The organism is Enterococcus sp. HMSC078F03 (genome assembly GCF_001811595.1).
Lineage (GTDB): Bacteria > Bacillota > Bacilli > Lactobacillales > Enterococcaceae > Enterococcus > Enterococcus faecalis.
Genome location: NZ_KV805588.1, coordinates 1 through 25,124 on the forward strand (window position 1 = coordinate 1; position 25,124 = coordinate 25,124).

The window sequence follows — 25,124 nt, forward strand, 5'->3', positions numbered from 1 at the left end:
ATTTCTCGGAGTTAAACACTTCTGTCCCGACCTCCTTATTATTCTTTATTCATTTATTCCGAGGTCTGCTTCAAAGGCTTCTAATTCTGCAAGGTGTGTTTCTGGATAAGCAAAGCATGTTGAAAAATGCCACTCCCCACCACTTGTACCAAAATAACCTGGCAGTAATTCCAAAGCCAATAATGCTTCTGATGTTTCTTTTTCCGGTAACGTAATCTGAAAAGTAGTCGCTGGAACAAAACCGAACTTCTTATAGTAAGTTGGATGGCCCAGGATAATCAATCCGCCGATGCCTAATTCTTTGGCCTTCTGCACAGAATGCTTAATTAACGCGGAGCCTACGCCCGTGTTCTGAACTTCTGGATGGACACTTAGCGGCCCAACGGTCAAAACAGCCTTTTCTGTATGATCAGGTAATCGTAGTTTGGCTTTTGAAGACATAATATGACCCGTTAATTTTCCTTGATCAGTTTCTGAAACTAAGGACAACTCCGGAATAAAGTCGGCACTTTCTCTTAATAAATGCACGATAAAATGTTCTGTGGGACGCCAGTTTTCGGTCAAGTTTAATCCCTTAAACGCTTGATACGTTAAACGTTCTACAGCTTGATACTCTGCAGGTTTTTCTTGACGAATCTTCATTATTTGTCCTCTGATTGTTGGAAATAGTCAGCCGTATCTCGTTCATCTTGTTTTAATTGGTCGATCAAGGCTTCAGCCCCATTGAATTTCACTTGGTCACGTAAATAATGATTCCAACGAACCACCACTTGTTCACCATAGATGTCTTGATGGAAGTCCAAAATATAGACTTCCACGGTTAAATCGCGTCCTTCTCCAAAGGTGTCATTATGACCAATTGAGCCCATGCCGACATACCATTTGCCACCAACTTCGATTTGCACAGCATAGACGCCAATTCTTGGTAAGCGCACGGTGCTTTTCACTTTGACATTAGCGGTCGGGAAACCCAATAAACGGCCCCGAGCATCGCCATGGACAACTGTTCCTTCTGTTTCATAAATATATCCTAACAACTCCGTGACCTCCTCCATTTCGCCGGCTTCCATTTTTTCGCGAATTCTTGTTGAGCTAATTTTGGCACCAGTCATTTCTTCTTTTGGTACTGTCACCACTTCAAAACGGCCTTGCGCATAAGTTGGTAACTGTTTGACTCCAGCGATTTCTTTAGGACCATACGTATAATCAAACCCAGAGACTGCCACTGCACTATTTAAATTAACGATATACTGATCGACAAAATCTTGCGGTTTTAATTGAGCAAACGCTGAAGTAAATTCGACAATATATAAAATATCAACGCCCAAGTTGGCCATTAGGCGTTCTTTTTGTTCCAAGCTAGTTAAATATTTCATATTTTCTGGTAAAACTTTTTGAAAAACGATTGATGGGTGTTGGTTGAAGGTCATCACAGCTAACTTCAAGCCTTTTTCCTCCGCAATCTTTTTGCCTGTTTCAATTACTTTTTGGTGGCCTTTGTGAACACCGTCAAAAAAGCCTAGGACCATCACGACTTCTTCATTAGGAATTTGATTGGGTTCATAGGGATGATGTAGTTGAATAACTTGCATGTGCAAAAACTTCCTTCTTTTTTATTTAATTGTTCCGTAGAACTTTACTTGGTTTCAATAATTTATCATGCGTTGGGTGTGGCATGTATAAACTAACCACTTGATTTTGGTAAAATAAGGCAACTAAGGATTCTGGCATTGCCTTTATTCCTAATTCTTTTTTGTGCAAACGCATGCCATTTTTTACTTTTTGATACAATTCATCTGATAAATCAATTCGTGGGAATTGTTCTACTGCTGTCTCAATGGGCAATAGGCATTGATCGATTGTTTCAGCAGCCATTTGTTTGGCTACTTCTTCTAACGTTAAGCATTGCGCAGCTTGCAAACCGCCACTTGCCGTTCTCGTTAAATCCGACATATGGGCAGGATAGCCTAATTTTTTGCCAGTATCCACTGATAGTGTCCGCACATAGGTTCCTTTGCCACAGACCACTTTAAACCGCCAACTTTGTGTATGAGCGGATTCGTTAAAAATTGGTTCACTAGTGCGTTCAAATGAATAAATCATAGCTTTTCGTTGGGGCCGTTCAACTTCTTCCCCGTTCCGCGCATATTCATATAAACGTTTACCATTGACTTTCACCGCAGAAAACATCGGTGGGATTTGTGTGATTTCACCTGTCATTTCGGCCATTGCTTGATCAATTTGTTCAGTTGACAGAGGTGTTGTAACTGGTTTTTTTTCAACAATTTCGCCACTAACATCTTCGGTTGTCGTAGCAAATCCAAGTGTAATTTCACCTTCATAGGTTTTGCCAGAATCTACCATGTATTCGATCACTTTCGTTCCTTTGCCAACGCAGATGGGTAAGACCCCTTCGACATCTGGATCTAACGTACCACCATGACCAATTTTTTTGGTATGTAAAATTTTTCTCAATTTAAATACGCAGTCATGACTTGTCATGCCACGTTCCTTCCATAACGGTAAAATGCCGTCCATTATAGTTCCTCCAGTTCCGATAATACTAACTTTGTCATTATAGCATAAAAGTACCTAGCTTCGCAGTCTCCATTGCTTATTCCCTTTGGCAAAATCTCTGCTAAATGCAAAAAAAGCCACAAACTCTGATAAAAGCAGAGTTTGTGGCTTTTTTTAGCTAGTAAATGATCCCCATGTATTCTGTGCGTTGCCATCGTTTGGTCCGATTGGCAAATAAATTCTCGCGCCTGTCGTATCTGTTCCACCAATGAAAACATACCCATCTGCAATATAAAACACATCGTAATAAAAGCGAGTATTTTTGGGCCAGATACCATAAATGGGTGCTGACAAACTAGGTTGTCCTGCTCTTAAAACAATGCCTTCGTCCACACCAATTAGAAATGATTTCTTCGTTTGCGGGCGCCAAAGTTCAGCAATGTCGCCGTCGTTCACATAACCTAACAAATGTCCGCTATTTTCAATACGGTAAAGGTTTTGTCGGTCCGGTAATTTCGCTGTAATTGTTCCTACCTGTGTCCAAAGTGCCTCTGCTGATAGATGTTCATTGATTAAAGCATCTGGTGTTGGATAGATTGAAGTGAAACGAATTGCTTGTCCTACTTGATATTTTGGTGCATTAGGTTTACCCGGCTGAACAATGACAGTCTCACCTGTTTCAGAAACGCCCGTTTGTAAATCTTGTGCCAACTGCGCTTTACTAATCCCCCAACGCGCTAAATAACCATAAGGATCTGTATGATCTCCCCACCAATTTTTTGTAATCCAATCATGAGTGACTATTCCATAACCTGTTCCATCGTCCAGCGAAAAATCAGCACCAATGTTCTGAGCTAAATCACGGGCCAAATTAACATAGGCAGCATAATCTTTTTTAAACGTCGCCGCATTATTCGTTCGAGCCAATTCGATTTGCGCATATGCTTTTTGGTTAGCTAAAGCACCTGCGCCATATTGAATTTGACCAGCAGGAGCTAATTGTTTCACTCGTCCACCAGATCCGACAAAATATGAGACATAAGCATTTGACCAATTTCGTTTCATATAGGCTACTTCATTGTCTAAACTGTGTGGTCCTAGGTTCCGCTCGTTTCCTGATTCATGTAAAACAATTAATTCATTGGTTGCAGAGCCTGGAAAATAAGTAAAGTTGATTGGATCCGCTTCGATGGTGTAAGCGCAAGCTGTCATCGGAATCGTTAAACTTAAGCCAATCACTAAAGCAAGTTGAATCATTAATTTTTTAAACATAGCATGCTCCTTTCTTAAAAAAGCCATGAAAGGAAAGTCAAAATAACTTCCCTTTCATGGCTTAACCCTGCAGATAAATGGCGAGACAGAAGTAATTTCTTCGGCAATCAGCCGAAAGTTCTACGTTTGTCCCGACCACTTCTACTTAATCATCTTTATTTTTTAACTGAATAAATAACTCTTTTAACTTTTTCGGCATAGGAATAAAGGTCGCAATGTTTTCAAAAAAAGAAAGTCCTTCGTTCGCAATGTAAAAAATCAGAACCATTTCCCGAATTGGCAAATTGTTCCCCACAACTTTTTCAACACGAACCGCTACGGCAACCACAAATAACATCGTCACTTTTTTCGCAATTCCGAGCATACCAATCCGACTGGACAATTCTTTTGTGGCGATTGCCTTAATCCAACCTGTGATGAAATCGACAATAATTAAAAAGAGGAAGACATCCAACAATTGATCTAATCCGCCTAATAAACGTACGACAATCCCACCGAAAATGCTTAAAAGCATTGTTATTGTGTTGATATAACGTTCCATAAAAAGTCTCCTAAACTAGTTTGTTATTTTGTCGGAAACGGATCGTCCGTATACCAACTTCCTTGGAGGTAAATATTTCCAGCACGGTTAGCACCAAAAAGAATTCCTTGATTTCCCATCTCATATAAACCTGCACAATTCGGTTGAGGGAAGGTATATTGCATAGCAGTTAACGCCAAATTCCATATTCCCTTTGTAATCTTCGTCGATAATGTATATCCTGTTGGAACAGTAAACACTTTAACCAAATTATTATTCAATTTCGTCGGATCACTCAAATTACATCTTACGAATGCATCGACACGATTTCCTACCCTAATTAATACAAATTTCATATTATCCTTATTAAAGGCCGCCTGATATTTTGCCCCGACTTCACCGACTCCACTAGCTTCATAAATGGCCATTTTAGAGGATTCCAAAGGCACACCATTGACGGTTGGCATAGTCACAAAATTCTTCACCCCAGCAATCTCTTGATCACCTGTTTGTGTCACAGCTTGACCTTTAATCGCTTCCGCAACGTTTTTCGGGTGCATATATTTACTCATTAAAGTTCCCGCGACTGCTTCGCTGTCTGATGCGAAGCCATAATTTTCTACATTGCCTAGCCCTACTTGTTCAGCGGTTACTTGGTGCGGATTATCCTGATTTTCCACATGGGTATTGAGTTGCTCTGCTTGAACAAAACCACTCTTCGCTAAAACCGCTTGGGCATCAACAGACAGACCAATATGAAGTCCCACGTAATCAACTTCTACGCTGGCTGGCGTCACCCCATTCGATGAATCTGTATAGCTCATTAAATAAATGAACCCTTCATCTGTGATAAAATTCTGATCATTGATTTGAATTGAAAAATCGCCGAACTCTTTTGCTGATTCTTGGATTTGAGTTACCCAATTATCCGTAGTTGGTAAATACGTAGCGATTTTAATCGTTTGATTATTGGGCGCAGCGGCTTTCACACGTTGATTAATCGTAAAAAATTGAACGTTCTGGCGAATAAATGCCACCGCCTCGTCAGTTGTGAATGTTTCAAACATTTGTGGAATTAATTTTTTAGCGGCTTCAACGAGATTGAAGGCCGCTAACTGTTGTGGAATTACACCACTTTGGGTGGAGCCTGTTTTCACACCCTCATCATCACGGCTGGCCATTTTATTGTAGTCCGCTTGGGAAACTTCCTCCCAAACATCTGTTGGCTTCTTAAGAATTTTTGCCGTAAAATCAGTGGAATAACTGTTTGCATTGGTGGCTGTATTGCCGGCCGTTTTACCGTTAAAGTCTAACTTCAATTTGACAGTGGTTGGCTTAGCCAACAAAGAAATGCCATCTGCTTTTGTCATACGGTCATTCAAATCAATTTGAAGACGATTCGCTAAGGTAGCTTGTTTGATGCCTTGTGTATCTGTGCGTGCTTGGACAATTTCTGGATTACTATCACCTGCTTCTGCTACTAATTGATCGAAATCATTTCGCAAAGTATCAAATTCTTGTTTATTATTATTTGCCGTTGAAACTGCATTTCCTGCAATCGTGATGGCTGTTTTGGCATTGTTCATCGCTTGGTTAGCTGTTTCATTTGCTTGATTGCCTGCATCGGTGGCAATTTGTACGGCTTCTTTGCCAGCTTCATCTGCGATGTTTTTCGCTTCAGAAATTCCATTCGTTAACTGGACTTGGTAAGCATCAACTTTCTCAGCTGATGCATTCGACTGATCCAAGATTGCATTGATTTTAAGGCGACCTTGATTCAGGGTATCTAATTCTTCAATATGTTCTACTGACATTTCGTCACACTCCTCTAGTTTTCATTATTTTATTAAAACTGGCCACCCAATTGGGATTGAATATACACACGACAGATGACCGAAGCATCCAACCATAGTGGCTGATGAGAGAAAAATTGAAGCGTGTGATTGCCGCGTTCGATTTTTCCATCTGTTGTTTTTCGTAAATAACTCAAAATGTTTAGCCGTTGTTGTTTCAATGATAGTTGGGGTAATTTTTTGCCATCCACTACCAAATCAATGTTCGTTACAGAATGCGAAGGTCCTTTAGCAGTTGCCTTGAACGTTAATTCTGCGGTGTTTACATAAAGAATGTCCTCGTCAAAGTATAAATTCAGCTCCACTGGCTGTGTCTTGCTAAGTTCTCCTTGTATTGAACGATTTAAAAGTGTCGTCGCCCCTTGTGCGTAAGTTTCGCTAATCTCTTGTTTCCGACTGAAAGCTGTCATGGTACTATGAATTGTTTCTTGCAGATTTCCCAACTCTAGCTGAATGTCTTGGGGGGCACCAAAGACATCTTTTTTACTTTCTTTTTTGATACGAAGGTTGACACTCCCAAATTCATTCGTATTAATCATGATAACCGTACCCAACCGCAAACGATCGATTGCCAAAGGTTGATCTGTTAATTTAATTAAATCAGCTGCAGTCACTACCCAAGAAACTTGTGGTTTGGTCCATTCTTCTAACATTCGCAAAGCATTTTCCTTTAATGCCTTGGGATCAGAAAAACGCTGTTCTACCCAAATTGACTCCAATAAACCATAGCGGTCAATTGCGGCCTTGTTCTCTAAATACGGAACCCCTTGATTGACCGAGCGAATATTGACTTTGTTAACACCTTCGCCTGAACCTAATGGATAAATCCGATTGATTAGCATCTTGGGATTACGTTCTATTTCAAATCCTTGCATGTTGTAACCTTCTTGAATTCGCGCAACTGCTTCTGTTGGTGGTTTGACTAATGAAAGTTCAAAAGGATAGACCTCTGTATTCCATTGCCAAAGATATTCCTCTTCGAAATCGGCTGGGATGCTAAACAAAGGCTCGACTAGCCCATTTTCATTCTCCCATTTATAGGTTAATCTCCTTGAAAAATCACATTTTTTTAAGACCCAATGTTTTGTTTTTTGTTTATTTAATAGAAATTGAATGGCCTCTTTCGTTGTTTTGTTTTTAATTTCGTGACAACCAAAAAGGACAGTATCACCTAAGGTACATAATGCTTCTGTGGCAGAGTAGTGAATTTGATTATTGTTCGCATCTTTCTTAATTGTGGTTGGCATCACGCGATATAAACCAATATATTCATTCTCATTGTCGGTCAGTTCCACCCATTGCATTTCTGCAATAAATTCATTTTTAGGATCATCTAGTGGCATGGTAAAATCTAAACTGCCAATTTTATTCTCTATTTTTTCATAACTGACTTGATAGGCATTGTCCAAAATTGCCGTATATGTTCTTTTCAAATCCAGCGCCATTAACATTTAATCACCCTCCTACACAAATCGGTTAGGATAGCGAATCGTCAAGCGGAAGTCGCTATCTTTGGCTTGAATATACAGCGGTTCATTAGGATATAGATAAAAATCGTTCATTGGTCGAATCATCGGTGCACCATTTTTTGTCAGATAAAAATTTTCAGTATCAATGATAATTTCCGAACGATCAAAATCTCCTAAGTTAATTGTATCGTTCCGTGTTTTAATCCAAACACCACGTCCGGTTCCTGTTAAAATAATGGTCGGTTTGACTTTTAATCCTTCAACCGTAGGATAAATTTCAATTGGCCGAACTTCTTTGCCTAAGTCCCCCATCGTGTAAGCCCGATTTTGAAAGGTAATCATTGTTGATCCCCAATAGGCTCCACCTTCAATTAAAATTGGAAAATCAACTGCTCCCGAGCCTGTATTCCCCATTAAGTAATTCGCTTGAAATGTAATGGTTGGCGAACCCCACATCACACTAGTCGCATCACTCCGTGTGTATTTATACGGATCAGAAAGCAATAAAGTAAAGGTGCCTGTTACTTGGTTAACACCTTCGGGTACATCACTCACTGAAGACTTACTGCCAAACCACAGCATTTCCGGTTCATCGTTAAACCAAATAGAAACGTCTTTTTCCGTAAACAAAGCAACGTTTAAATGATTAAATGCATCTCGAAACGCTTCATTATTCACAGATGAAAGCCGATATTTGACTGTTAATTCTCGTTCTGGAATCCGCGCATAAACGTGACGTTTACCATCACGAATCCCTAATTGATAGCTTTCAATTTCGCTTGGAACTAATTCTCGTCCTGAAACTGATAATGTTTGATAACCAGGGATGACTTTTTCTAAAAATTGGCCGTTAAAATTCAACGCTTCTGAAGGAAGAGGCGTTGAATGAGTTGCTTGATTGGTATCAACAAATTTATACATATTATCCTCTCCTTCCTAAGCGGTTATTTTGTTTCACTTGTTGTCGTTGTAACTCCGTTGCTAAATAAGGCGCCGTAGTTGCTGCGACAACTTTTCCATCTAACGTTGACTCTACTGTCACAAATAATGGTCGATTGTATGCATCATTTTCTAAACGATGGTCAATCGTTGCCGTGAAGTTTCCTCGACCAGCTAAGTCCAAGGCAAAATCATTTAACAGCGGTAAATCTAAAATAGAAGCCATTGCTCTACTAACGGCTGTTTCGCCTGCATAAATCCCCGTGGCAATCGTGCCGCCGAAATTCAATTTATGCAAATCAGATAAGGGACCTTCTTTTGCTGGTGAAAATGGTAAAAAGTTACGAATTTTACTGACGACCCCATCAATTGCTTCTTTGGCTTTTCCAATTGCGCCTGTAATCCCATCAGCAATCATGCCGACAATATTCGCACCGGCATCGGTGAATTTTGAAAACCAACCTTGGATTGCTTGCCAAGCGCCTTCAATTACAGAACCAATGGCAGTTTTTACCTGATCGGCTGCATTGGTAACCCCATTTTTGATATTTTCAACTAACTGTCCGCCCGAAGCTAACAGTTGACCAAAATAAGAACCAATCTTCGTGATCATTTGTGAGATTAATGTTCCTGCTGCGGACAGCAAGGCACCCAATAGACTGAGTACACCATTAATTAAGGCTTGAATCAGTTGAATCCCAGCACTTAACAACTGTGGCAACGCATTGATTAACGCACCCATTAAAGCGGTAATTAGCGTAATTGCTGCAGTAACCAGTTGCGGTAAAATTGAAATAATCCCTTGGATCAAAGCCATTAGCAATTTGACGCCTGCGCTGATGATTTGTGGTAAGGCACCAATTAAGGCATTTACCAATGTCAAAATTAAGGTAATAGCTGCCGCAACTAAGGTTGGTAAAATCGAAATAATCCCTTGAATTAACGCCATTAACAATTTGACACCTGCGCTGATAATCTGTGGTAAGGCACCTATCAACGCAGTCACTAACGCTAGAATAATCGTCAGTGCTGATTGAATTAACTGAGGTAAAATCGTCATAATCCCAGTGATTAATGCCATCAAAATTTGTAAACCAGCAGTCAAAATCAACGGTAACATAGTAACAAATGCATTAACTAAGGCCGTGATAATTGAAACACCTGCTGTAACTAGCATTGGTAACGCTGTGACAAAAGCTGTCACTAATGTAGTGATGATATTAATCGCTGCAGTTGTAATTGTTGGCAAGGCGGTGACAATCGCATTAACTAAAGTCATTAATAAGCTCAAACCAACTTCTATCAACATTGGTAAGACTGTTGTAATCCCCTGAATCAACGTAGTAATAATTTGTGTTGCCGCTTCAATTAAGACGGGCAAATTGGCAACGATCGCACCAACAATTAACGTAATTAAACTAGATAACGCGGTTACGATGCTTGGAATAGCTTCTGTTATTTTCCCGAGAATACTGGTTAAGACGGTTGTAAAAAGTTGTATAACTTTCGGTAGATTAGCCGCAAGCATTGTTGTAACCGATGTAATCGTGTTACCTAAATTATCAAAGACTTGGGTAATACCACCCGCACTCAAATCACCGGTTTTCATCCAGGCCGTCACGAATGAAACAATCAAGGAAATAATTAGACCAAACGGCCCAGAAATTCCTAATGCAGCCAGTGCAACTTTTGTCAGAACTTTTACCAAAAGACCAACCGCTAAACCAGCTTTGTCAAAGGTACCACCAAATTGCCCTAATAAGTTACTACCTAATTGCAAACCGCTGGCAAAAACGCCCGTTAGCACACGACCAATTGTTGAAAAAATAGTCGCCATTTTCTCTAAGCCTACTGCAAAAAATTGTTTAAAAACTGCCATTACTTGCTGAAAGGCCGGCTGGATCTGTTGTAGCAATCCTACCAATTTGCCAAACGCCGCTGAAACAGCTCCTTGAATGGCACTAGCTAAGCGATTGATACTATTTCTAAATGTTTCATTGGTTTTATAGAAATAAACAAACGCTGCTACAGCTGCTAAAACGGCTGCTACAATTAAAATTAATGGTCCTCCACTTAAGGCACTAAAACTAGCACTTAGTTTTGATAAGCCACCACCTAACTTCCCAATGTTTCCTTGTACAAGAGCCAAACCAGCACTAAACTGTTGAAATTTTTGCTGAGCCATCGTTACCATAATCAGCATGGGCCCAATGGCGGCTAAAATGCCCATAATGGCAACAATAAAAACTTGGACGGGTTTTGGTAATTTGATAAATAAATTCACCAAAGCTGTAATGCCTTTGACGACTGTGATAACCACTTGAACCAAAATTTCCATTCCTGGAGCCATCACGCTTTGAATCACTTGTGCCGCCGCTTCAAATGATTGATTCATCTGAGTCAATGCCCCTTGCAACTCGCCTTGCAATGAATCAGAAATCCCTCCTGCACTAGCCATAATCAGTCCTTGCATTCCTTGAAATTCGCCACTGACCCCAGCACCGACGCCCATAGCTGTTTTTAAAACGTTCAGCATAGGTAAGGAAACGGCACTAGTCATGGCCGTCCCAAAGCTCAGCATATTATTTTGTGCATTAGTAAAGCCATCAGAGGTTTCTTTCCCCACTTTTTTAGCTGCTTCACCAGCTTGTTCAGCAGAATCTGTTAACGCTGTGTTCATTTGATCTGCTGCCTTTGCTGTTTCGTCTCCTGTTTTTTTCACTGTTTCTCCAGATTGTTGCATGACGGTTTTAAATGTGTTCATGACAGTGGCTGACTGATTGACACCCGCACTAATTTTCCCTAAATATCCACTTAATAAGGCATACTCACCGCTCATACTTTTTAATGCTTGTTGGACACCTGCAAGGCTTTTCTTTGCCTCCGATAACGGCGTTTTTTCTTTGTCATTCTCCATCTACTCTCCTCCCTTCTCGATAGCGGCGTAGACGCTCTGCCACAGTGGCAAGTTGCGTTTTTTTCCGCTCATTTAATTTTGTTCGTTGTGGCTGGTTAGCTGCCAGAACTTCAGCAACTCGTTTTTCATAATCATAAAAACTTTTAAAGCTTTCAAAAACGGGTTTTCCTTTTTTGTTTGTCGCTTGCGCTTTAACATTTAAGTAGGCAAGCTCGTGCCTTTTCCGCTCTTCATCTACTTCTGCTAAATTAAAAGCAATCATTCGTAATTCAAATTCAGACATGGTCATCCGATCCACTTCTTCAAATGAGCGACAGCCTAAGTAGCGAAAAGCAGAAAGAGCGATGTCGTGATACACGTCATCGCTCGTTTTAATTAGTTGGTCGCTTGCGCTTCTGCTTTCTTCGCTTCTTTGCTGAACTGATCGATCATTGGTTTTGTAAGAGGTTGCTTTCCCATTTCTTTAAGCAAATCATCTGAAAGTTTTTTGACATCTTGGGTCATTAACCATGCTTCAATTTCCGACTTACCTATTTTTAATTGCCCACTTTGTAAAGCTTCCATGATGTCAACTAAGATTACTGGATTGTATTGGCGTAAATAAATCATTGCTGAACTGATGCCCATGCCGAATTTGGCAGCGCCATTTTCAATTTGGTAACGTTTATCTAATTCGCGAATCGCGCCAATCGTAAATTTCACTTCAATTGTTTTTCCGTTAATCTCTAAATTCATTTTTTATCCTCCTAAAATTCAACACTTTTTTTGATTATGCGCCAGGTTGTGCTGCTTTCTCTGGAACGGTATCTTGGAACGCATATTGTGCTTCCGCAATAATATCTGCTTCTACTGTTGCAAAGCCATCTTGTGGCTTGCCATTAATAGAGGCTTCTGTTTCGATTTCTACTAATTCTTCTACATTGGCTGGTAAACTCCATGAATTTACATAACCTTGGGCATAAATTGCTGGATATTTACCTTCCGCATTTTTTTCACCTTTTAAATCAACATCCCAAAATTCCATTAAGATGCCATCTTCAACTGCGTCTTTCATGTATAAATTTTCATCATCTCGAGAGGCTAAACCGCTTAACGATAACGTAACTTCTAAACCAGAAACAGCATTCGCAACGCCATCTTTTGTTTGCGTACCACTCGATTCACGTGAGAATTCCCATTCATGTTCAATCTGAAATAAGGGTTTCATTGCTTTCTTTGTCGCTGCTTCATCCAAGCGACGAACTAATAAAATACGGTCTTTTCCTTGCATAACTTCTCCCATTGATAATTCCTCCTAGTAAAATTGCATGTGTAATGGTAGTACAGCATGCCAAATTGTTTTTTTCATTTGTTTGGTATCTTTTACCATTTGTGCTTTGACTTCTTGATGTTTGATACCCCAATTAAAATGAGCCGTTCGTTTTAAGTTACTAGTTGCCTGCCGTAAAATCGTTCCTTTAATTGTAGAAATTTGTTGTCGTTCAGATAACGCACCATAAACATGCATTATTAATTCAATCTCTCCCAAAATAGCTGATTTAGTTGGCTTAGGTAATTCTTTACTATCACCTAAGTAAACAAATGGCTGATCTGGTAAATCTGTCGGCAGTTCCTCTAGCAACAAAAATCCTGACGTCTGGCAGATTGCAACAAGGGCTTCATATAACTCTTGTTCCGCTTCATTCATTTTTAGCGCCACCTTTCCATTCAAAAAATTCAGGATTGGTTAACAAATTGGCTCTCTTCTAGTCAAAATGAAGGATCTTGAAAGTAGCCGGCATTTTCTGCTCCTTCATAGCTGACACAAGAAAGCAGTCAAAATCATAGAATTCCGTGTCTTCATTTTTTTGATTGCCTCACGTTTATCTATCTCTTTCGACACTATTAATTTACCATGTTGACACCTGAAAAAATTCCACGCTTTTTCCATGTTTACATCCCTAGTTCATCCGCCACCGCTTCAAAGAAATGATTTCTTAATTTATAGGCTTGGCTTTTACTAATAAATAATTGCTGGGCAAGTCCAATTAATGTTAAAGAGGGCCGTTTTTTCATATATAGTTCTTCAATAATCACGCGCGTTTGTTCATCCGCTTCAGCTAAACAATTTTTGATAATGTCTCGATTTCTCTCTAAATTCCACAGACGACGATCCATAGCTATCGTAATCGCCATTCGTTCGGTCACTACAGAGTGAAGTCCTTGTCCTCTAATACCAGCATTTAAATCTGCTTCTTGATAAGGGTGCCGTAGTTCTTCTTCCCGTTGACGGATATATTCATCTGTTTTATAAAAGTCTGCTAAAATATCTTTGATATAATTAAATGTTGACGTACGCATTGGTTAATCTCCTTTACTTTTATTCATTTAAAAGTGTTAATCGATAAATAAAATAACACTCTTTCGACATGTCTAAGCCGTGACGAATCGCTTCATCTGAATAACCGAGCCAAATTAAATAGAGATACTCGCTTTTTGTAAACGATGCGGCCTTGATGGATTGGATGGGTCTTGATTGATCCATCGACCAATTACCGATTGCTTGTCCTAATTCTTGAATTTCCTGCATAATAAGTTTATTTTTTTGACTTGCCCAATCGGGATATTGATTCATTAGTTGTAAGAGTCGTTTTCTTTTTTGTGCTTTTTCGCTTTGTTGCTTTGAAATATCTTTAAATACAACGCTTTTCATTTCAAATAAATCTTTTTTACGTTTTGTTAAATTACTCATGTTTACGGCCTTCTCTTTCACCAATTAGATAACCTAACATCAGTGTCATTGTCCAAAAGATAAACCCAATAATAATTGTTAACATATTTATTTCACACTCCTCATTCGTTTGTCTGTTGTGTCTTTATATTGGAAAACATAACCACTGGCATGCTTCATTAGACGAGAAATAATGCGTGTTCCATAGGCCTCCACCAGTTGTTTTCCAGAAAAATTAGTAGTAAAAATAGTTGCTTTATTCTGTCTAGCTTCTAAAATTCGGTTTAAGATGTCATTGTTAAAATCCGTACTAACTTTATTTTTAATTCCTAATTCAGCACCTAAATCATCTAAAACCAAAACGTCTGCTTTTTTCATTCTAGTAATATACGCTTGAGCCTTTGCTTGACTTTTGGCCGACTCATTCATGGACATTTTTAGTTTTTCTAATAACTCAGAGTAGCTGACAAATAAACAATACTTTTGATATGCAGAGCGTTCTAAGACTTCAACTAAAATACTGATAGCCAAATGACTTTTACCAACACCAGGTTTCCCTGAAAAAATAACATGGATTGGCTTTCCTTCAACAATCGCTGAAACTGCTGCTAAGGCCCGTTCTTTTGCTTGTCTTGTTTCTAATTCAGTGGTTTGGTAATTGGTTAAGCGACATTGCCGTAGCGCATCATCAGCAATTAAGGACCCTTGATGAAAAAATTTTTGTGTACGCGCCATAAAACTCTCTTGAGAACGTTGCTGAGTGGCTTCGTGTTCATGTTTTTTTAGCATTTTATACCCACACGACCAACAAGTTGGGGCACAACGTTCTGTGCCATCTTTATTTTTTTGTTGCCAAACATATTGTTCACTGCCACATTCAGGACAACGGTCTTCAACTTTTTCTAACAATTGACTCAATAGTATTTGAAAAGTTTGATCTGTCGCATGCATACTGATTTCCTCCTTTCTTTAAAAACCTAACTCTTGATATTCTTCTGTCATTTGCAGCGCATGCTCCGACACTTGTTTTTTATCATTTACTAGAACTTCATGTACGGATAAATAATTTTGTTGCTCCCAACTTTTCAAAATAGCATTTACATAGCCATAATTCCGTTTATTTCGATCGATGGCAATTCCTAAAGCATGCAAGATTAATTGGCATGCTTCCTCTTGGCTAGCCCCTTTTTGTATAAAATCTTGCAACCAATACTTAAAATCTTGGCTTGTTTTTGAGGCCAGTGTGCCAAAGCCGTTTTCCTCATAAAAATGATAAATCGTCTTTAAACAATCGTTTTCCGAACTACTACCTTGACTCTGACCTAACTTAGACTGGCCTATGCTTTCCTGTGGTAACCGTTGGTAGTCAGCTGGTTGACCACTGACAGACGATTCTGCTTTAAACGTATAAGCTTTGCTATTTTTTTCAACAATCTGATTTTTCTCTTCTTGATACAAGGTTGGTTTGTAACGATCACTGCGAATATAATTATGAATTTTCCAATGTTTGATAACGATCACACCACTTTCAAATACTAGAATAAATTTTTTAACCATTAGCAATTTTAGATCGTCTTCCCCACAACCGACCATTCGCTGCAATTTTTTGGGATTATTGATAAATCCATCATCATCGGCACGCATCGCTAAATGAAAATACAGAGCCTGACTTGATAAGGGCATATCTAAAAACGCATCACTATCAATAATCGTTTTTGCAAACATGCGTCGTTCTGCCAATCCGCTTCTCTCCTTTTAACTAAATTATTGTTACTCTGTCAGTAATTCCATGAGGCCAATCATACCAATCACGATGGCCCCAATTTTTATTGAGACACTGCTTATTAATAAAATAATTGCTAAAAGTAACATATCCGACAACGTTTTTTTATAGTTCCGACTCATTTCTTCACCCTTTCTACAAAGATACGGTTTTCCGAACAAATTGCTTGAAAAAATTTGTTCAGTTAACCGAACATTTGAATGGCTCTATCTTAGCACCAAATATTTTCACTGTCAACTCGTAAGTTCGGTTTTATGAACCGGTGATTTTAATTGCGATTGTTACTTGCCTTCTCTAAACAGGTATAGTATACTTTGAGGCAATAGGAGGTTCGGAAATATGAACATTTTTGCTATCCGTTTAAAAGAGGCTTTAACAGCCAAGAACATCAAACCTAGTGATTTAGCGAAAAAAACTGGCATCGGTAAATCTTCAATCAGCGATTGGCTAGCTGGTCGTTACGAAGCAAAACAAGACAAAGTTTATCGCATTGCAGATGCATTAGACATTAATGAGGCCTGGTTGATGGGGCAAGAAGTTCCCATGGAAAAAAATGCCTCAACTATCGACCGCATTTATAAAAAATTAGAGCCCCAACGACAAGCCATCGTTTATCAATTTGCCGAACAACAATTACACGAACAACAAACGCAAGCAGAAATTCTCTCATTCCCTCGCCGTGACGAAATGACACTGGCTGCCCACGCTGGGGATCCAGAAAAGATATTTTCAAAAGAAGAAATCGAGAAAATTCACGATTACTTGGATGAAATTGATGTCAAATATCAACAATCGATTTCTTCTGACAAAAAAGAGGATTAACTTCCCATCTACTCTTTTTATTAAGTAATGGCAGGTGAATGGTAAAGTGAATGATTATGAAAAACTCGTCAGTTCCATTCAAAAGGATGTGACGGTTTTAGAAATTGATTTATACAATCAAACAGGTTGTTATGGGTTGTATCGAAATGGCAAAATTTATATTGAAAAAACATTGAGTACCCGTCAAAAGAAGAACATTTTAGCCGAGGAATACGGGCATTATCAAACATCCGTTGGCACTATTTTAAATCAAAATTGTACAGAAAATCGGAAGCAAGAGTTGAAAGCTCGCAATGTGGCCTTAGAGCAATTAGTTACATTAGACGATTTAATTCGTTGCTCTGAAGCTGGCTTAAGTAACCATTATTCTTGTGCTGAATTTTTGGAAATCGATGTTGAAACATTAAAAAATGTGATTACGTACTATCGACAAAAGTATGGCGCCACTTATCTTTATAAAGGACGGATTTTTGAATTTAGGGATTATTCTGTGATGGTATTAAATACTGGGTTAACTTAAAAAGCATGGAACAAAATCAATAAGGATTTTGTTCCATGCTTAAAAGTATTCTGGAAAATTCAAGAGCGGTTTTTGTACCAATGGTTAATATGTCCGACGCCAAGCATAAGATTTGGGACAAGTATGAGGACGAATATAAATGACGGCCAAAATCCGATGAACTGAATAATATGTTCCCGCATACTATGTAGTACAAAGAAGAAAAGAAAAAAGTACAGGGAACTCTTGCCTGAACCCATTTCTTTTAAATAACGATCTCCATTTTTATAGAAAACAACAATTCTTTTCATCTTTGCACCTCCATGACTATTTTATCAAGAAATCATGAAAAGAAAAAGCACACCATTCGTCTGGTGTGCTTTTTCTTTTTAATTATTCACCTTGATTCAACTTACGAATCAACTCATCAATGTGATTTCCGTATTGGACAGATTCGTCTCTTTCAAAAATCAACTCTGGTGTTTTATACAAGGTTAACCGTTGTCCTAATTCTTTACGAATCAGTCCTTTGGCTTTGTCTAAGCCTTGTTGAGCTTTTTGTTGTTCGGAAGCTAAATCAGATAACAAGCTGTAATAAATCGTTGCTTGTTGTAAATCACCGGTCACACGAACATCTGTAATAGTGATGCCTTGGACGCGTGGATCTCTGATGCGTTTGTTCAAGATATCATTCACTTCACGCATGATTTCTTGACCTACACGACGGTCACGATAATTTGCCATAGTGTCTTCCTCCAATTACTAAAATTATTGTTTGATTTCTTCCATAATGAAGCCTTCAATCGCATCATCTACACGTAAATCATTGAAGTTTTCAATCATAGCGCCACATTCAAAACCAAGTTTGACTTCTTTCACGTCATCTTTAAAGCGTTTCAAGCTTGCTAATTTACCTTCATAAATAACAATACCATCACGAATGACACGCACGCCACTATCGCGGCGAATAAAGCCTTCTGTAACATAACAGCCAGCGATTGTGCCAACTTTAGATACTTTGTACAATTCACGAACCGTCATTTGACCCGTAATTTTTTCTTCAAATTCTGGATCTAATAACCCTTTCATCGCTGTTTCGATTTCTTCTAGGGCTTTATAGATAATACGGTGTAAACGAATATCAACTTCTTCTTGTTCTGCTTGTTGTTTCGCTTGTGGTGTTGGGCGAACGTTAAAGCCGATAATAATCGCATTACTTGCTGCGGCTAAAGTTACGTCGCTTTCATTGATGGCCCCAACTGCCGCGTGAACAATTTTCACACGAACGCCTTCTACATCAATTTTTTGTAAACTTGCTGAAACGGCTTCGGCAGATCCTTGTACGTCTGCTTTGACAATGATATTAACTTCTTTTAATTCGCCTTCTTTTAGGCTTTCAAATAAGTTATCCAATGTCACACGGCTACTTGCTGAACGTTGTTCAAGCAACGCACGTTTAGCCCGTTCTTCCCCTGCTTGACGTGCTGTTTTTTCATCTTCAAAGACCACAAAACGATCACCCGCTTGAGGAACATCATTTAATCCGGTAATTTCCACAGGAGTTGCGGGTCCTGCTTCTTTATCACGGCGGCCCATGTCATTGGTCATCACACGAACACGTCCATAAGTATTACCAACAACGATTGGATCACCAACATGTAAAGTTCCTTGTTGAACGAGTAATGTCGCAACCGGACCTTTACCTTTATCTAAGCGCGCTTCAATCACTGTTCCAATTGCTTTTTGCGTTGGATCAGCTTTTAAGTCTTCTACTTCAGCAATCAATAAAATATTTTCCAATAGCTCATCAATGTTTTGATTGAATTTCGCTGAAATATTGACGAAAATCGTATCTCCGCCCCACTCTTCAGGAATTAATTCATGTTCACTTAATTCTTGTTTCACATGATCAGGGTTCGCACCAGGCTTATCAATTTTGTTAACTGCTACAATAATTGGCACTTTTGCCGCTTTCGCATGGTTAATCGCCTCGATTGTTTGTGGCATTACTCCATCGTCCGCTGCAACAACTAAGATGGTAATATCAGTGATGCTGGCACCACGCGCGCGCATACTAGTAAAGGCCGCATGTCCTGGTGTATCTAAGAACGTAATTGGTTTGCCATCAATATCTAACTGATAGGCACCAATATGCTGCGTGATTCCGCCCGCTTCACCTGAAGTCACACGAGAATGGCGCAATGTATCTAATAATGTTGTTTTCCCGTGGTCTACGTGTCCCATGATTGTGACAACAGGGGGACGTGTGGTTAAGTTTTCTTCAACAACTGCTTCCGGTTCGAAGAATTTATCAATGTCCGCAATATCAACTTGGACTTTTTCTTGCGGTTCCATGCCATAGTCCACAGCTAATAATTCAATTGTATCTTTATCTAAGGCTTGGTTTTGGTTAACCATGACACCCATCATAAATAATTTTTTGATGATTTCCGCTGGTTCGCGGTGGATTTTTTTCGCAATATCCGCCACGTTCATACCTTCTGTATATTCTAAAACATCTGGTAATTCACGGAATTTACGTGCTGGTACTGCTGGCTTCGCTGATTCTTGTTGATGTTTGCCTTTTTTCCCTTTTTTGTTGAAACGATTGCGGTTTTGGTTATTAAAGTTATTCCGGTTATTACGATTTTGACCGCCACCAAAATTGTTGTTACGGTTTTGGCCGCCACGATTTTGGTTGTTCCCGCCATTGTTATTTTGGCTGGTCCGATTTTGATTCGTTGTAGAACCGTTATTGTTTTGGGTATTGCGGTTTTGATTGTTTGTATTTGTTTGATTGCTACGGTTTTGTGTGTTGCTTTGGCCGTGACGATTTTGGTTGTTGTTGTTTCTTTGTTGTCCATTCGTTGATTGGTTTTTTGGACGATTTTGGTTATTTCTTTGTTCACCAGGTTTATTGTTCATTGGTTTCTTATTGGCTGGTTTATTTTGTGTTGTTTGTTGCTTTTGGTTGTTTGTTGCTTTTGATTGAGTATTTACGGTACTTCCTCCTCCGAATGCTTGACGAAGCTTTGTTTCTTGCTCGGAACTAATTGCGCCCATATGGTTTTTAACATCCATACCTAATTGATGCGCTTTATCGACAACGTCTTTGCTTGCTTTATTCATTTCTTTTGCTAGTTCATAAATTCTTTTTTTTCCCATGCAATCACCTTCCTAACCTTTTAGTAATTCCTTGATTTTGGTGGCAAATCCTGCATCAGTTACTCCGATAACCATTCGTGGTCGCCCAATCGCTTGGCTGAGCTCGAATTGACTGAACAGTTCGCTAACAGGAACATTATAATAAGAACTTTTGTCCTTGATTTTCTTTCTAGTATTCTCACTGGCATCTTGTGCAACAAACACAAATTTCGCTTTGTTTGCACGAATATCTTTAAGGGTTAATTCCTCACCTGTGACTAATTTACCGGCGCGCATTGCTAAACCTAAAAGGTTCAAAATTTTGGTTTTATTTTCCATCGCCAAACAACTCTTTGCGGGCTTTTTGATGTGTTACATAATCCAATAGTTCTTGATAAAATTCATCACTTAATTTTGTTTCTAAGACACGATCAAGAATTTTTTTATCCCAAGCTTTTTGGACTTCCGCAGGATCCAAATCAACGTAAGCGCCACGTCCAGGTAATTTACCAGTTGGATCTAAGGCCACTTCACCTTCTTTGGAGCGAGTAATTCTGACTAATTCTTTTTTCGGTTTCATTTCGCCTGAAACAACCGATTTACGCATTGGAATTTTTCTCTTTTTCATTTTTTCACCCTCCAAAAACGTTATTCTTGTTCAGGTAATTCTTCTGTAATTTCTGCTTCAACAACTGCTTCTTCAGTAGCCAAGTTTTCGTAATCATCTGCCGTCATATCTGAATGGATAATTGCTTCATCCATTTCTTCTGCCACTTCGGCAACTTCTTGATTGGCTTGTTGTTCATAAAATTCAGCCATATCAGATTCTGATTTGATATCAATTTTATGGCCCGTTAATTTAGCAGCTAAGCGCGCATTTTGACCACGTTTACCAATTGCTAATGACAATTGATAATCAGGTACAACGACTGTACATGCTTTGCTATTTTCTGGATCAAAAATAACATCTAATACTTGAGCTGGATTCAAGGCATTACTAATATAAATAGCTGGATCTTCGTTCCATTCCACAATATCCATATTTTCGCCTTTTAATTCATTCACAATCGCTTGGACACGTTGGCCTTTTGGACCGACACAGGTACCCACTGGATCAATATTAGGATCTGTTGAACGAACAGCTACTTTTGAACGATCGCCAGCTTCACGAGCGACACTTACGATTTCAACAATTCCATCATAAACTTCTGGAATTTCTTGTTCAAAAAGACGTTTTAATAAATCTGGGTGACTACGGCTTACAAAAACTTGTGGGCCTTTTGATGTGTTTTCAACACGTGATACGTAAACTTTAATCCGATCATGCGGTTGGTAAAATTCATTTGGCATTTGATCTTGTTTTGATAAGACTGCTTCGATTTTACCCAAGTTTACATAAATATAACGACGATCTTGACGTTCAACAATTCCTTGCATGATGTCATTTTCGTATTCGCTAAATTCATTATAAATAATTGTTCTTTCTGCTTCACGGACACGTTGTAAAATTACTTGCTTTGCTGTTTGGGCAGCAATGCGGCCAAAGTCTTTTGGCGTAACTTCAAAACGAATTTTGTCGCCGATTTCATATGCACCATTTAATGCAACGGCATCTTTTAATGAAACTTCCAATTGTGAATCAAATACTTCTTCTGTTACTTCTTTGACAGCATACACGTGAATATTGCCTTTTTTTGGTTCAAATTCAACTTCGACGTTGCTTGCTTGTCCATAATGTCTTTTATATGCAGAAACTAAAGCTGCTTGTAACGCTTCAATCACCGTATCTTTAGGAATCCCTTTTTCAGCTTCTAATACGTCTAATGCATTTAACATTTCTTTGCTCATTGTTTTTCTTTTCCTCCTATGGATTCGTTAAAGCTGAACGAGTGGTTCTTCTTCCAAGGGAAAAACTTCTCGTTAAAACTTGTCACAGGCCCGGCTAAAAGTAAAACTTTTAGTGGACCCTTTTTTACATTCGAGTCTGTTGATTAAAATTGAATGGCTAAACGAGCTTTTGCGATATTTTTACGTTCAAAAGTCATTTCCTTCACTCTGGTTTTAATTTTTACACTTAATGTTAATTGTTCTGAATCAAGATGGACTAAGGTACCCTCAATCTGTTTTTCTCCATCAACTGCTTGATAAAGAGAAATATGAATGTACTTGCCTACCGCTTGTTCATAATCGCTTTCTTTCTTTAACGGACGTTCTGCTCCCGGAGAAGAAACTTCCAGAAAGTACGCTTGCGGAATTGGATCTGGATCCATTGCATCTAGTTTTTCACTTAATTTTTCGCTGACAAAGGCACATTCCTCAATATCAATGCCACCTTCTTTATCGATAAATACTCGTAAAAACCAATTTTTTCCTTCCTTAACAAACTCTACTTCCACAAGTTCAAAATTTTGTTCTTCTAAGATTGGTGTGACTAACTTTGTTACAGTTTCCACAGCACTACTCAAAATTTTCGCCTCCTTCGAGATTGATGTAACGAACCGTGTCCTGATGACTTTTCCATCAAAAAGAGTGAGCAGAAATCCGCTCACTCCCAACTAGTATCATTACGCTAAAGATAGTATAGCACAGAACCATTCCAAACTCAAATGAACAAGCTAAATCTCTCGAAATTTGCACATTTTGTCTCGATTACTGAAACTATCTAAGCGATTATTTTTTCGTTTTAAAATAGATAAATACTCCTTGAATCAAAAGAAGGCTACCTAAGAAAAGAAACGCGTTTTCTTTTGTTTCTCCTGTTTTTGGCAATTCTTTATTACGAATCGCCTGTTTTTCAATGGTTATCGAAGTAGTTTCTGTGGTTGAATTCGTGGTAGTATCTGTTGTCCCACTCGTTGGTGGCGTGGTACTTTCTATAGGTTTTTCTGGCGTATAGTGATTAGTAAATACTTGACCTCCATCATACTGAATAGTCGCCACGAGATTTCCTAAAAGTACCTCGACGGTTACTTGAACTTGAAGATTATGCGTATCGTAGGAAACACCTGTCTGTTGCGTGTTTACTTCCCGAATGGTGTATTGATAGTTTCCGGGAGTTTCAAAGGTTAATGGTGAAAATTGAATTTTCCCTAAAGTATCGTTACTAACCGTTTCTAGTACTGTGCCTTTCTCATCTAACAATTCAAATTGAAATTCAGCATCCTTCAGTGGTTTTCCTAAAAGAACTTTTTCAGCTAAAAATGAAGCAGCGACTGGTTGATATGAAATCTTATGATTCACAACAGTTTTCAGTGCAACTAAGTTTTTACCAAAGTCTTCAGGTGTTATTGGAATCTTGTTTTGCGAAAGTTGGTAACCAATAGGTGCTTTGGTTTCTACTAAAGTATAGTTATCTTTTAACAAGCCTTTAACAATCGCTGTTCCGTTTTGATCTGTTGTGATTTTGGCCACTGTTTGATTGGTTGAGTTACGAATGAGTTCAAACTCTGCACCTGCTAAACGCTGGCCCGCTTCATCTTCTTTATGGATTTCAACAACATATTGCTCACCATTGGCTTCTCCACCACCCGTTTGTGAGACACGACTCACTTCGACTTCTTCCAACACCGTTTGATTTTCTGTTAATTTTGCATAATTTGTGAAGGTTTCACCTTTTTCGGGAAGATGATCGATTTTGGTTTTATAGGTGATACGATATTCATTAGTCCCAATATTACCAAAATGCACCGAAAAATTACGGTCATCAGGACCATACTGGACAGCCAACTGACCAGTTATATCTTCCTCTGGCGTGAACTGCCAAATAGCATTTCCATCCAGTGTCCATTGTCCTCGTTCAATTTTCATAGTATCTTTCATATAACTTAAACTTTCTGTTTTTAGCACATCTTCCACTTCTAAATCAGTATACGTTTGCCCTGTTGGATTAATCCGTAGTACATTGTAAATTTCGGTTGGATCATCTTCGATAAACCATGAATACTTGCTAAATTTTTCGTTAACATCATCGCCTTCACCTTGGTAATCAAGATCGCCAGCAAATATTTTTTCCCCTTCAACCGTGACGTAAATAGGAATCTTGGATTCATTTTCGACATTTTCGAAATCAATCAAACTTGTAAAATATAAAGACCCACTAATATTGGCATGGTTTTCTACGTAATCTGTATACGTTAACGTGACCGTTTTATTTGCTACATCGGTCTGTGCGATTGCAACCACAGCACCTGTATCATCTACTACATTAAAGGTCATATTTTTCTCGAGACGTAGCTCTTCGGGTAAAGTAATCACACTCGTATCCCCATTATTAACGGTATTATCCGGTAAGTTGAACTCAATTCGGAGGTAGATGTCTGTATATTGATTAATGGTCCCAAGTGGGTTTCCCTCTTTATCCGTTAGCTGAATCGCTGTCACAATGTTGCCCACTTGCTTACGCGGCACTACGTTTGGCGTAGCAGAAATTTGATTGGTTTCACTGGTACTAGTTGGTTCCGTTTGCGCATATCCTGTTTCAAGTTTCAGAAAAGGCGTTATCAGCGTCGACAAAAGAATGAAAAACATTCCCCAATAGACAAAACTTCTTTTTTTCATTTTTATTCAATCCTTCCTATCTAAAATAATTGGTTAGGTTTATACTATCAAGGATTAACTAGGTACAAGTGTTTTTATTTTTCCCAACAATAAAAAACAAAAAACACCGAACCAAAATAATT

General features: G+C 38.8%; 27 protein-coding genes. 2 read left to right on the forward strand and 25 right to left on the reverse strand.

Features of this window, described 5'->3' with window-relative positions; genetic code table 11:
- Positions 1-45: 45 nt before the first annotated feature.
- The 18 genes from HMPREF2810_RS11015 to HMPREF2810_RS16105 all read right to left on the reverse strand — a co-directional run bounded on the left by HMPREF2810_RS11015 (position 46) and on the right by HMPREF2810_RS16105 (position 16,102).
- Positions 46-642, reverse strand: coding sequence for a GNAT family N-acetyltransferase (locus HMPREF2810_RS11015; protein ID WP_002419810.1), 597 nt, complete (start codon positions 640-642; stop codon positions 46-48).
- Entirely contained in the window at positions 642-1,592 is a 951-nt protein-coding gene (ribF, locus tag HMPREF2810_RS11020) for a riboflavin biosynthesis protein RibF (RefSeq protein ID WP_002363808.1), read from the reverse strand. Before ribF ends, HMPREF2810_RS11015 begins: the two co-directional genes overlap by 1 nt.
- 25 nt (positions 1,593-1,617) lie before the next feature.
- Positions 1,618-2,538, reverse strand: coding sequence for a tRNA pseudouridine(55) synthase TruB (gene truB / locus HMPREF2810_RS11025; RefSeq protein ID WP_002419811.1), 921 nt, complete (start codon positions 2,536-2,538; stop codon positions 1,618-1,620).
- A 153-nt stretch (positions 2,539-2,691) separates the two neighbouring features.
- Positions 2,692-3,816 carry an SH3 domain-containing protein gene (locus tag HMPREF2810_RS11030; RefSeq protein WP_002419812.1) on the reverse strand — a complete coding sequence of 375 codons (1,125 nt, stop codon included), beginning with the start codon at positions 3,814-3,816 and terminating at the stop codon, positions 2,692-2,694.
- 118 nt (positions 3,817-3,934) lie between these two features.
- Positions 3,935-4,330, reverse strand: coding sequence for a phage holin family protein (locus HMPREF2810_RS11035; protein WP_010715129.1), 396 nt, complete (start codon positions 4,328-4,330; stop codon positions 3,935-3,937).
- 23 nt (positions 4,331-4,353) lie between these two features.
- Positions 4,354-6,123 carry a hypothetical protein gene (locus tag HMPREF2810_RS11040; RefSeq protein ID WP_016614151.1) on the reverse strand — a complete coding sequence of 590 codons (1,770 nt, stop codon included), beginning with the start codon at positions 6,121-6,123 and terminating at the stop codon, positions 4,354-4,356.
- Between the two features lie 32 nt (positions 6,124-6,155).
- Positions 6,156-7,613 carry a phage tail protein gene (locus HMPREF2810_RS11045; RefSeq protein ID WP_010715127.1) on the reverse strand — a complete coding sequence of 486 codons (1,458 nt, stop codon included), beginning with the start codon at positions 7,611-7,613 and terminating at the stop codon, positions 6,156-6,158.
- Between the two features lie 12 nt (positions 7,614-7,625).
- The gene (locus tag HMPREF2810_RS11050) at positions 7,626-8,552 is read right to left on the reverse strand and encodes a distal tail protein Dit (protein WP_010715126.1); all 927 of its coding nucleotides are present in this window, start codon (positions 8,550-8,552) and stop codon (positions 7,626-7,628) included.
- Position 8,553: 1 nt separating this feature from the next.
- The gene (locus HMPREF2810_RS11055; RefSeq protein WP_010715125.1) at positions 8,554-11,487 is read right to left on the reverse strand and encodes a phage tail protein; all 2,934 of its coding nucleotides are present in this window, start codon (positions 11,485-11,487) and stop codon (positions 8,554-8,556) included.
- Positions 11,477-11,845 carry a hypothetical protein gene (locus HMPREF2810_RS11060; RefSeq protein WP_002361692.1) on the reverse strand — a complete coding sequence of 123 codons (369 nt, stop codon included), beginning with the start codon at positions 11,843-11,845 and terminating at the stop codon, positions 11,477-11,479. Before HMPREF2810_RS11060 ends, HMPREF2810_RS11055 begins: the two co-directional genes overlap by 11 nt.
- A gap of 17 nt (positions 11,846-11,862) precedes the next feature.
- Positions 11,863-12,222: a tail assembly chaperone gene (locus HMPREF2810_RS11065; protein WP_002357848.1), complete on the reverse strand. Its 360-nt coding sequence runs from the start codon at positions 12,220-12,222 to the stop codon at positions 11,863-11,865.
- Between the two features lie 34 nt (positions 12,223-12,256).
- Positions 12,257-12,769 carry a phage major tail protein, TP901-1 family gene (locus HMPREF2810_RS11070; RefSeq protein WP_010715124.1) on the reverse strand — a complete coding sequence of 171 codons (513 nt, stop codon included), beginning with the start codon at positions 12,767-12,769 and terminating at the stop codon, positions 12,257-12,259.
- 12 nt (positions 12,770-12,781) lie between these two features.
- Entirely contained in the window at positions 12,782-13,198 is a 417-nt protein-coding gene (locus HMPREF2810_RS11075; RefSeq protein WP_002382237.1) for a hypothetical protein, read from the reverse strand.
- Between the two features lie 221 nt (positions 13,199-13,419).
- The gene (locus tag HMPREF2810_RS11080; RefSeq protein WP_002360491.1) at positions 13,420-13,827 is read right to left on the reverse strand and encodes a RinA family phage transcriptional activator; all 408 of its coding nucleotides are present in this window, start codon (positions 13,825-13,827) and stop codon (positions 13,420-13,422) included.
- A gap of 19 nt (positions 13,828-13,846) precedes the next feature.
- The gene (locus tag HMPREF2810_RS11085) at positions 13,847-14,239 is read right to left on the reverse strand and encodes a hypothetical protein (RefSeq protein WP_002360492.1); all 393 of its coding nucleotides are present in this window, start codon (positions 14,237-14,239) and stop codon (positions 13,847-13,849) included.
- Between the two features lie 66 nt (positions 14,240-14,305).
- Positions 14,306-15,148, reverse strand: coding sequence for an ATP-binding protein (locus HMPREF2810_RS11095; RefSeq protein ID WP_010715123.1), 843 nt, complete (start codon positions 15,146-15,148; stop codon positions 14,306-14,308).
- A gap of 18 nt (positions 15,149-15,166) precedes the next feature.
- Entirely contained in the window at positions 15,167-15,922 is a 756-nt protein-coding gene (locus HMPREF2810_RS11100) for a DnaD domain-containing protein (RefSeq protein ID WP_025192213.1), read from the reverse strand.
- 45 nt (positions 15,923-15,967) lie between these two features.
- Positions 15,968-16,102 carry a hypothetical protein gene (locus HMPREF2810_RS16105; protein ID WP_002360495.1) on the reverse strand — a complete coding sequence of 45 codons (135 nt, stop codon included), beginning with the start codon at positions 16,100-16,102 and terminating at the stop codon, positions 15,968-15,970.
- Between the two features lie 217 nt (positions 16,103-16,319).
- On the opposite strand from HMPREF2810_RS16105, the gene HMPREF2810_RS11105 reads away from it, so the two are divergent.
- Both HMPREF2810_RS11105 and HMPREF2810_RS11110 read left to right on the forward strand, forming a co-directional pair.
- The gene (locus HMPREF2810_RS11105) at positions 16,320-16,802 is read left to right on the forward strand and encodes a helix-turn-helix domain-containing protein (protein ID WP_048942138.1); all 483 of its coding nucleotides are present in this window, start codon (positions 16,320-16,322) and stop codon (positions 16,800-16,802) included.
- A gap of 34 nt (positions 16,803-16,836) precedes the next feature.
- Positions 16,837-17,322, forward strand: a complete 486-nt coding sequence (locus tag HMPREF2810_RS11110; protein ID WP_002382232.1) for an ImmA/IrrE family metallo-endopeptidase — start codon at positions 16,837-16,839, stop codon at positions 17,320-17,322.
- Positions 17,323-17,694: 372 nt separating this feature from the next.
- Here HMPREF2810_RS11110 and rbfA read toward each other — a convergent pair whose 3' ends face one another.
- The 7 genes from rbfA to HMPREF2810_RS11150 form a co-directional block, all read right to left on the reverse strand.
- Positions 17,695-18,045: a 30S ribosome-binding factor RbfA gene (rbfA, locus tag HMPREF2810_RS11120; protein WP_002360497.1), complete on the reverse strand. Its 351-nt coding sequence runs from the start codon at positions 18,043-18,045 to the stop codon at positions 17,695-17,697.
- A gap of 24 nt (positions 18,046-18,069) precedes the next feature.
- Positions 18,070-20,466, reverse strand: a complete 2,397-nt coding sequence (gene infB / locus HMPREF2810_RS11125) for a translation initiation factor IF-2 (protein WP_002419823.1) — start codon at positions 20,464-20,466, stop codon at positions 18,070-18,072.
- Positions 20,467-20,478: 12 nt separating this feature from the next.
- Positions 20,479-20,784 (reverse strand): YlxQ-related RNA-binding protein, encoded by a 306-nt coding sequence (locus HMPREF2810_RS11130; protein ID WP_002357860.1) that lies wholly within the window; start codon positions 20,782-20,784, stop codon positions 20,479-20,481.
- Positions 20,774-21,073, reverse strand: a complete 300-nt coding sequence (rnpM, locus tag HMPREF2810_RS11135; RefSeq protein WP_002363794.1) for an RNase P modulator RnpM — start codon at positions 21,071-21,073, stop codon at positions 20,774-20,776. The genes HMPREF2810_RS11130 and rnpM overlap by 11 nt, the downstream gene beginning before the upstream one ends.
- A gap of 20 nt (positions 21,074-21,093) precedes the next feature.
- On the reverse strand, positions 21,094-22,293 hold the full coding sequence (gene nusA, locus HMPREF2810_RS11140; RefSeq protein WP_002360499.1) for a transcription termination factor NusA: 1,200 nt from the start codon (positions 22,291-22,293) through the stop codon (positions 21,094-21,096).
- Between the two features lie 143 nt (positions 22,294-22,436).
- Positions 22,437-22,910, reverse strand: a complete 474-nt coding sequence (gene rimP / locus HMPREF2810_RS11145; RefSeq protein ID WP_002357863.1) for a ribosome maturation factor RimP — start codon at positions 22,908-22,910, stop codon at positions 22,437-22,439.
- 205 nt (positions 22,911-23,115) lie between these two features.
- A complete protein-coding gene (locus HMPREF2810_RS11150) occupies positions 23,116-25,002 on the reverse strand; it encodes an Ig-like domain-containing protein (protein ID WP_010715119.1) in 1,887 nt (628 codons plus the stop codon).
- Positions 25,003-25,124 lie beyond the last annotated feature (122 nt).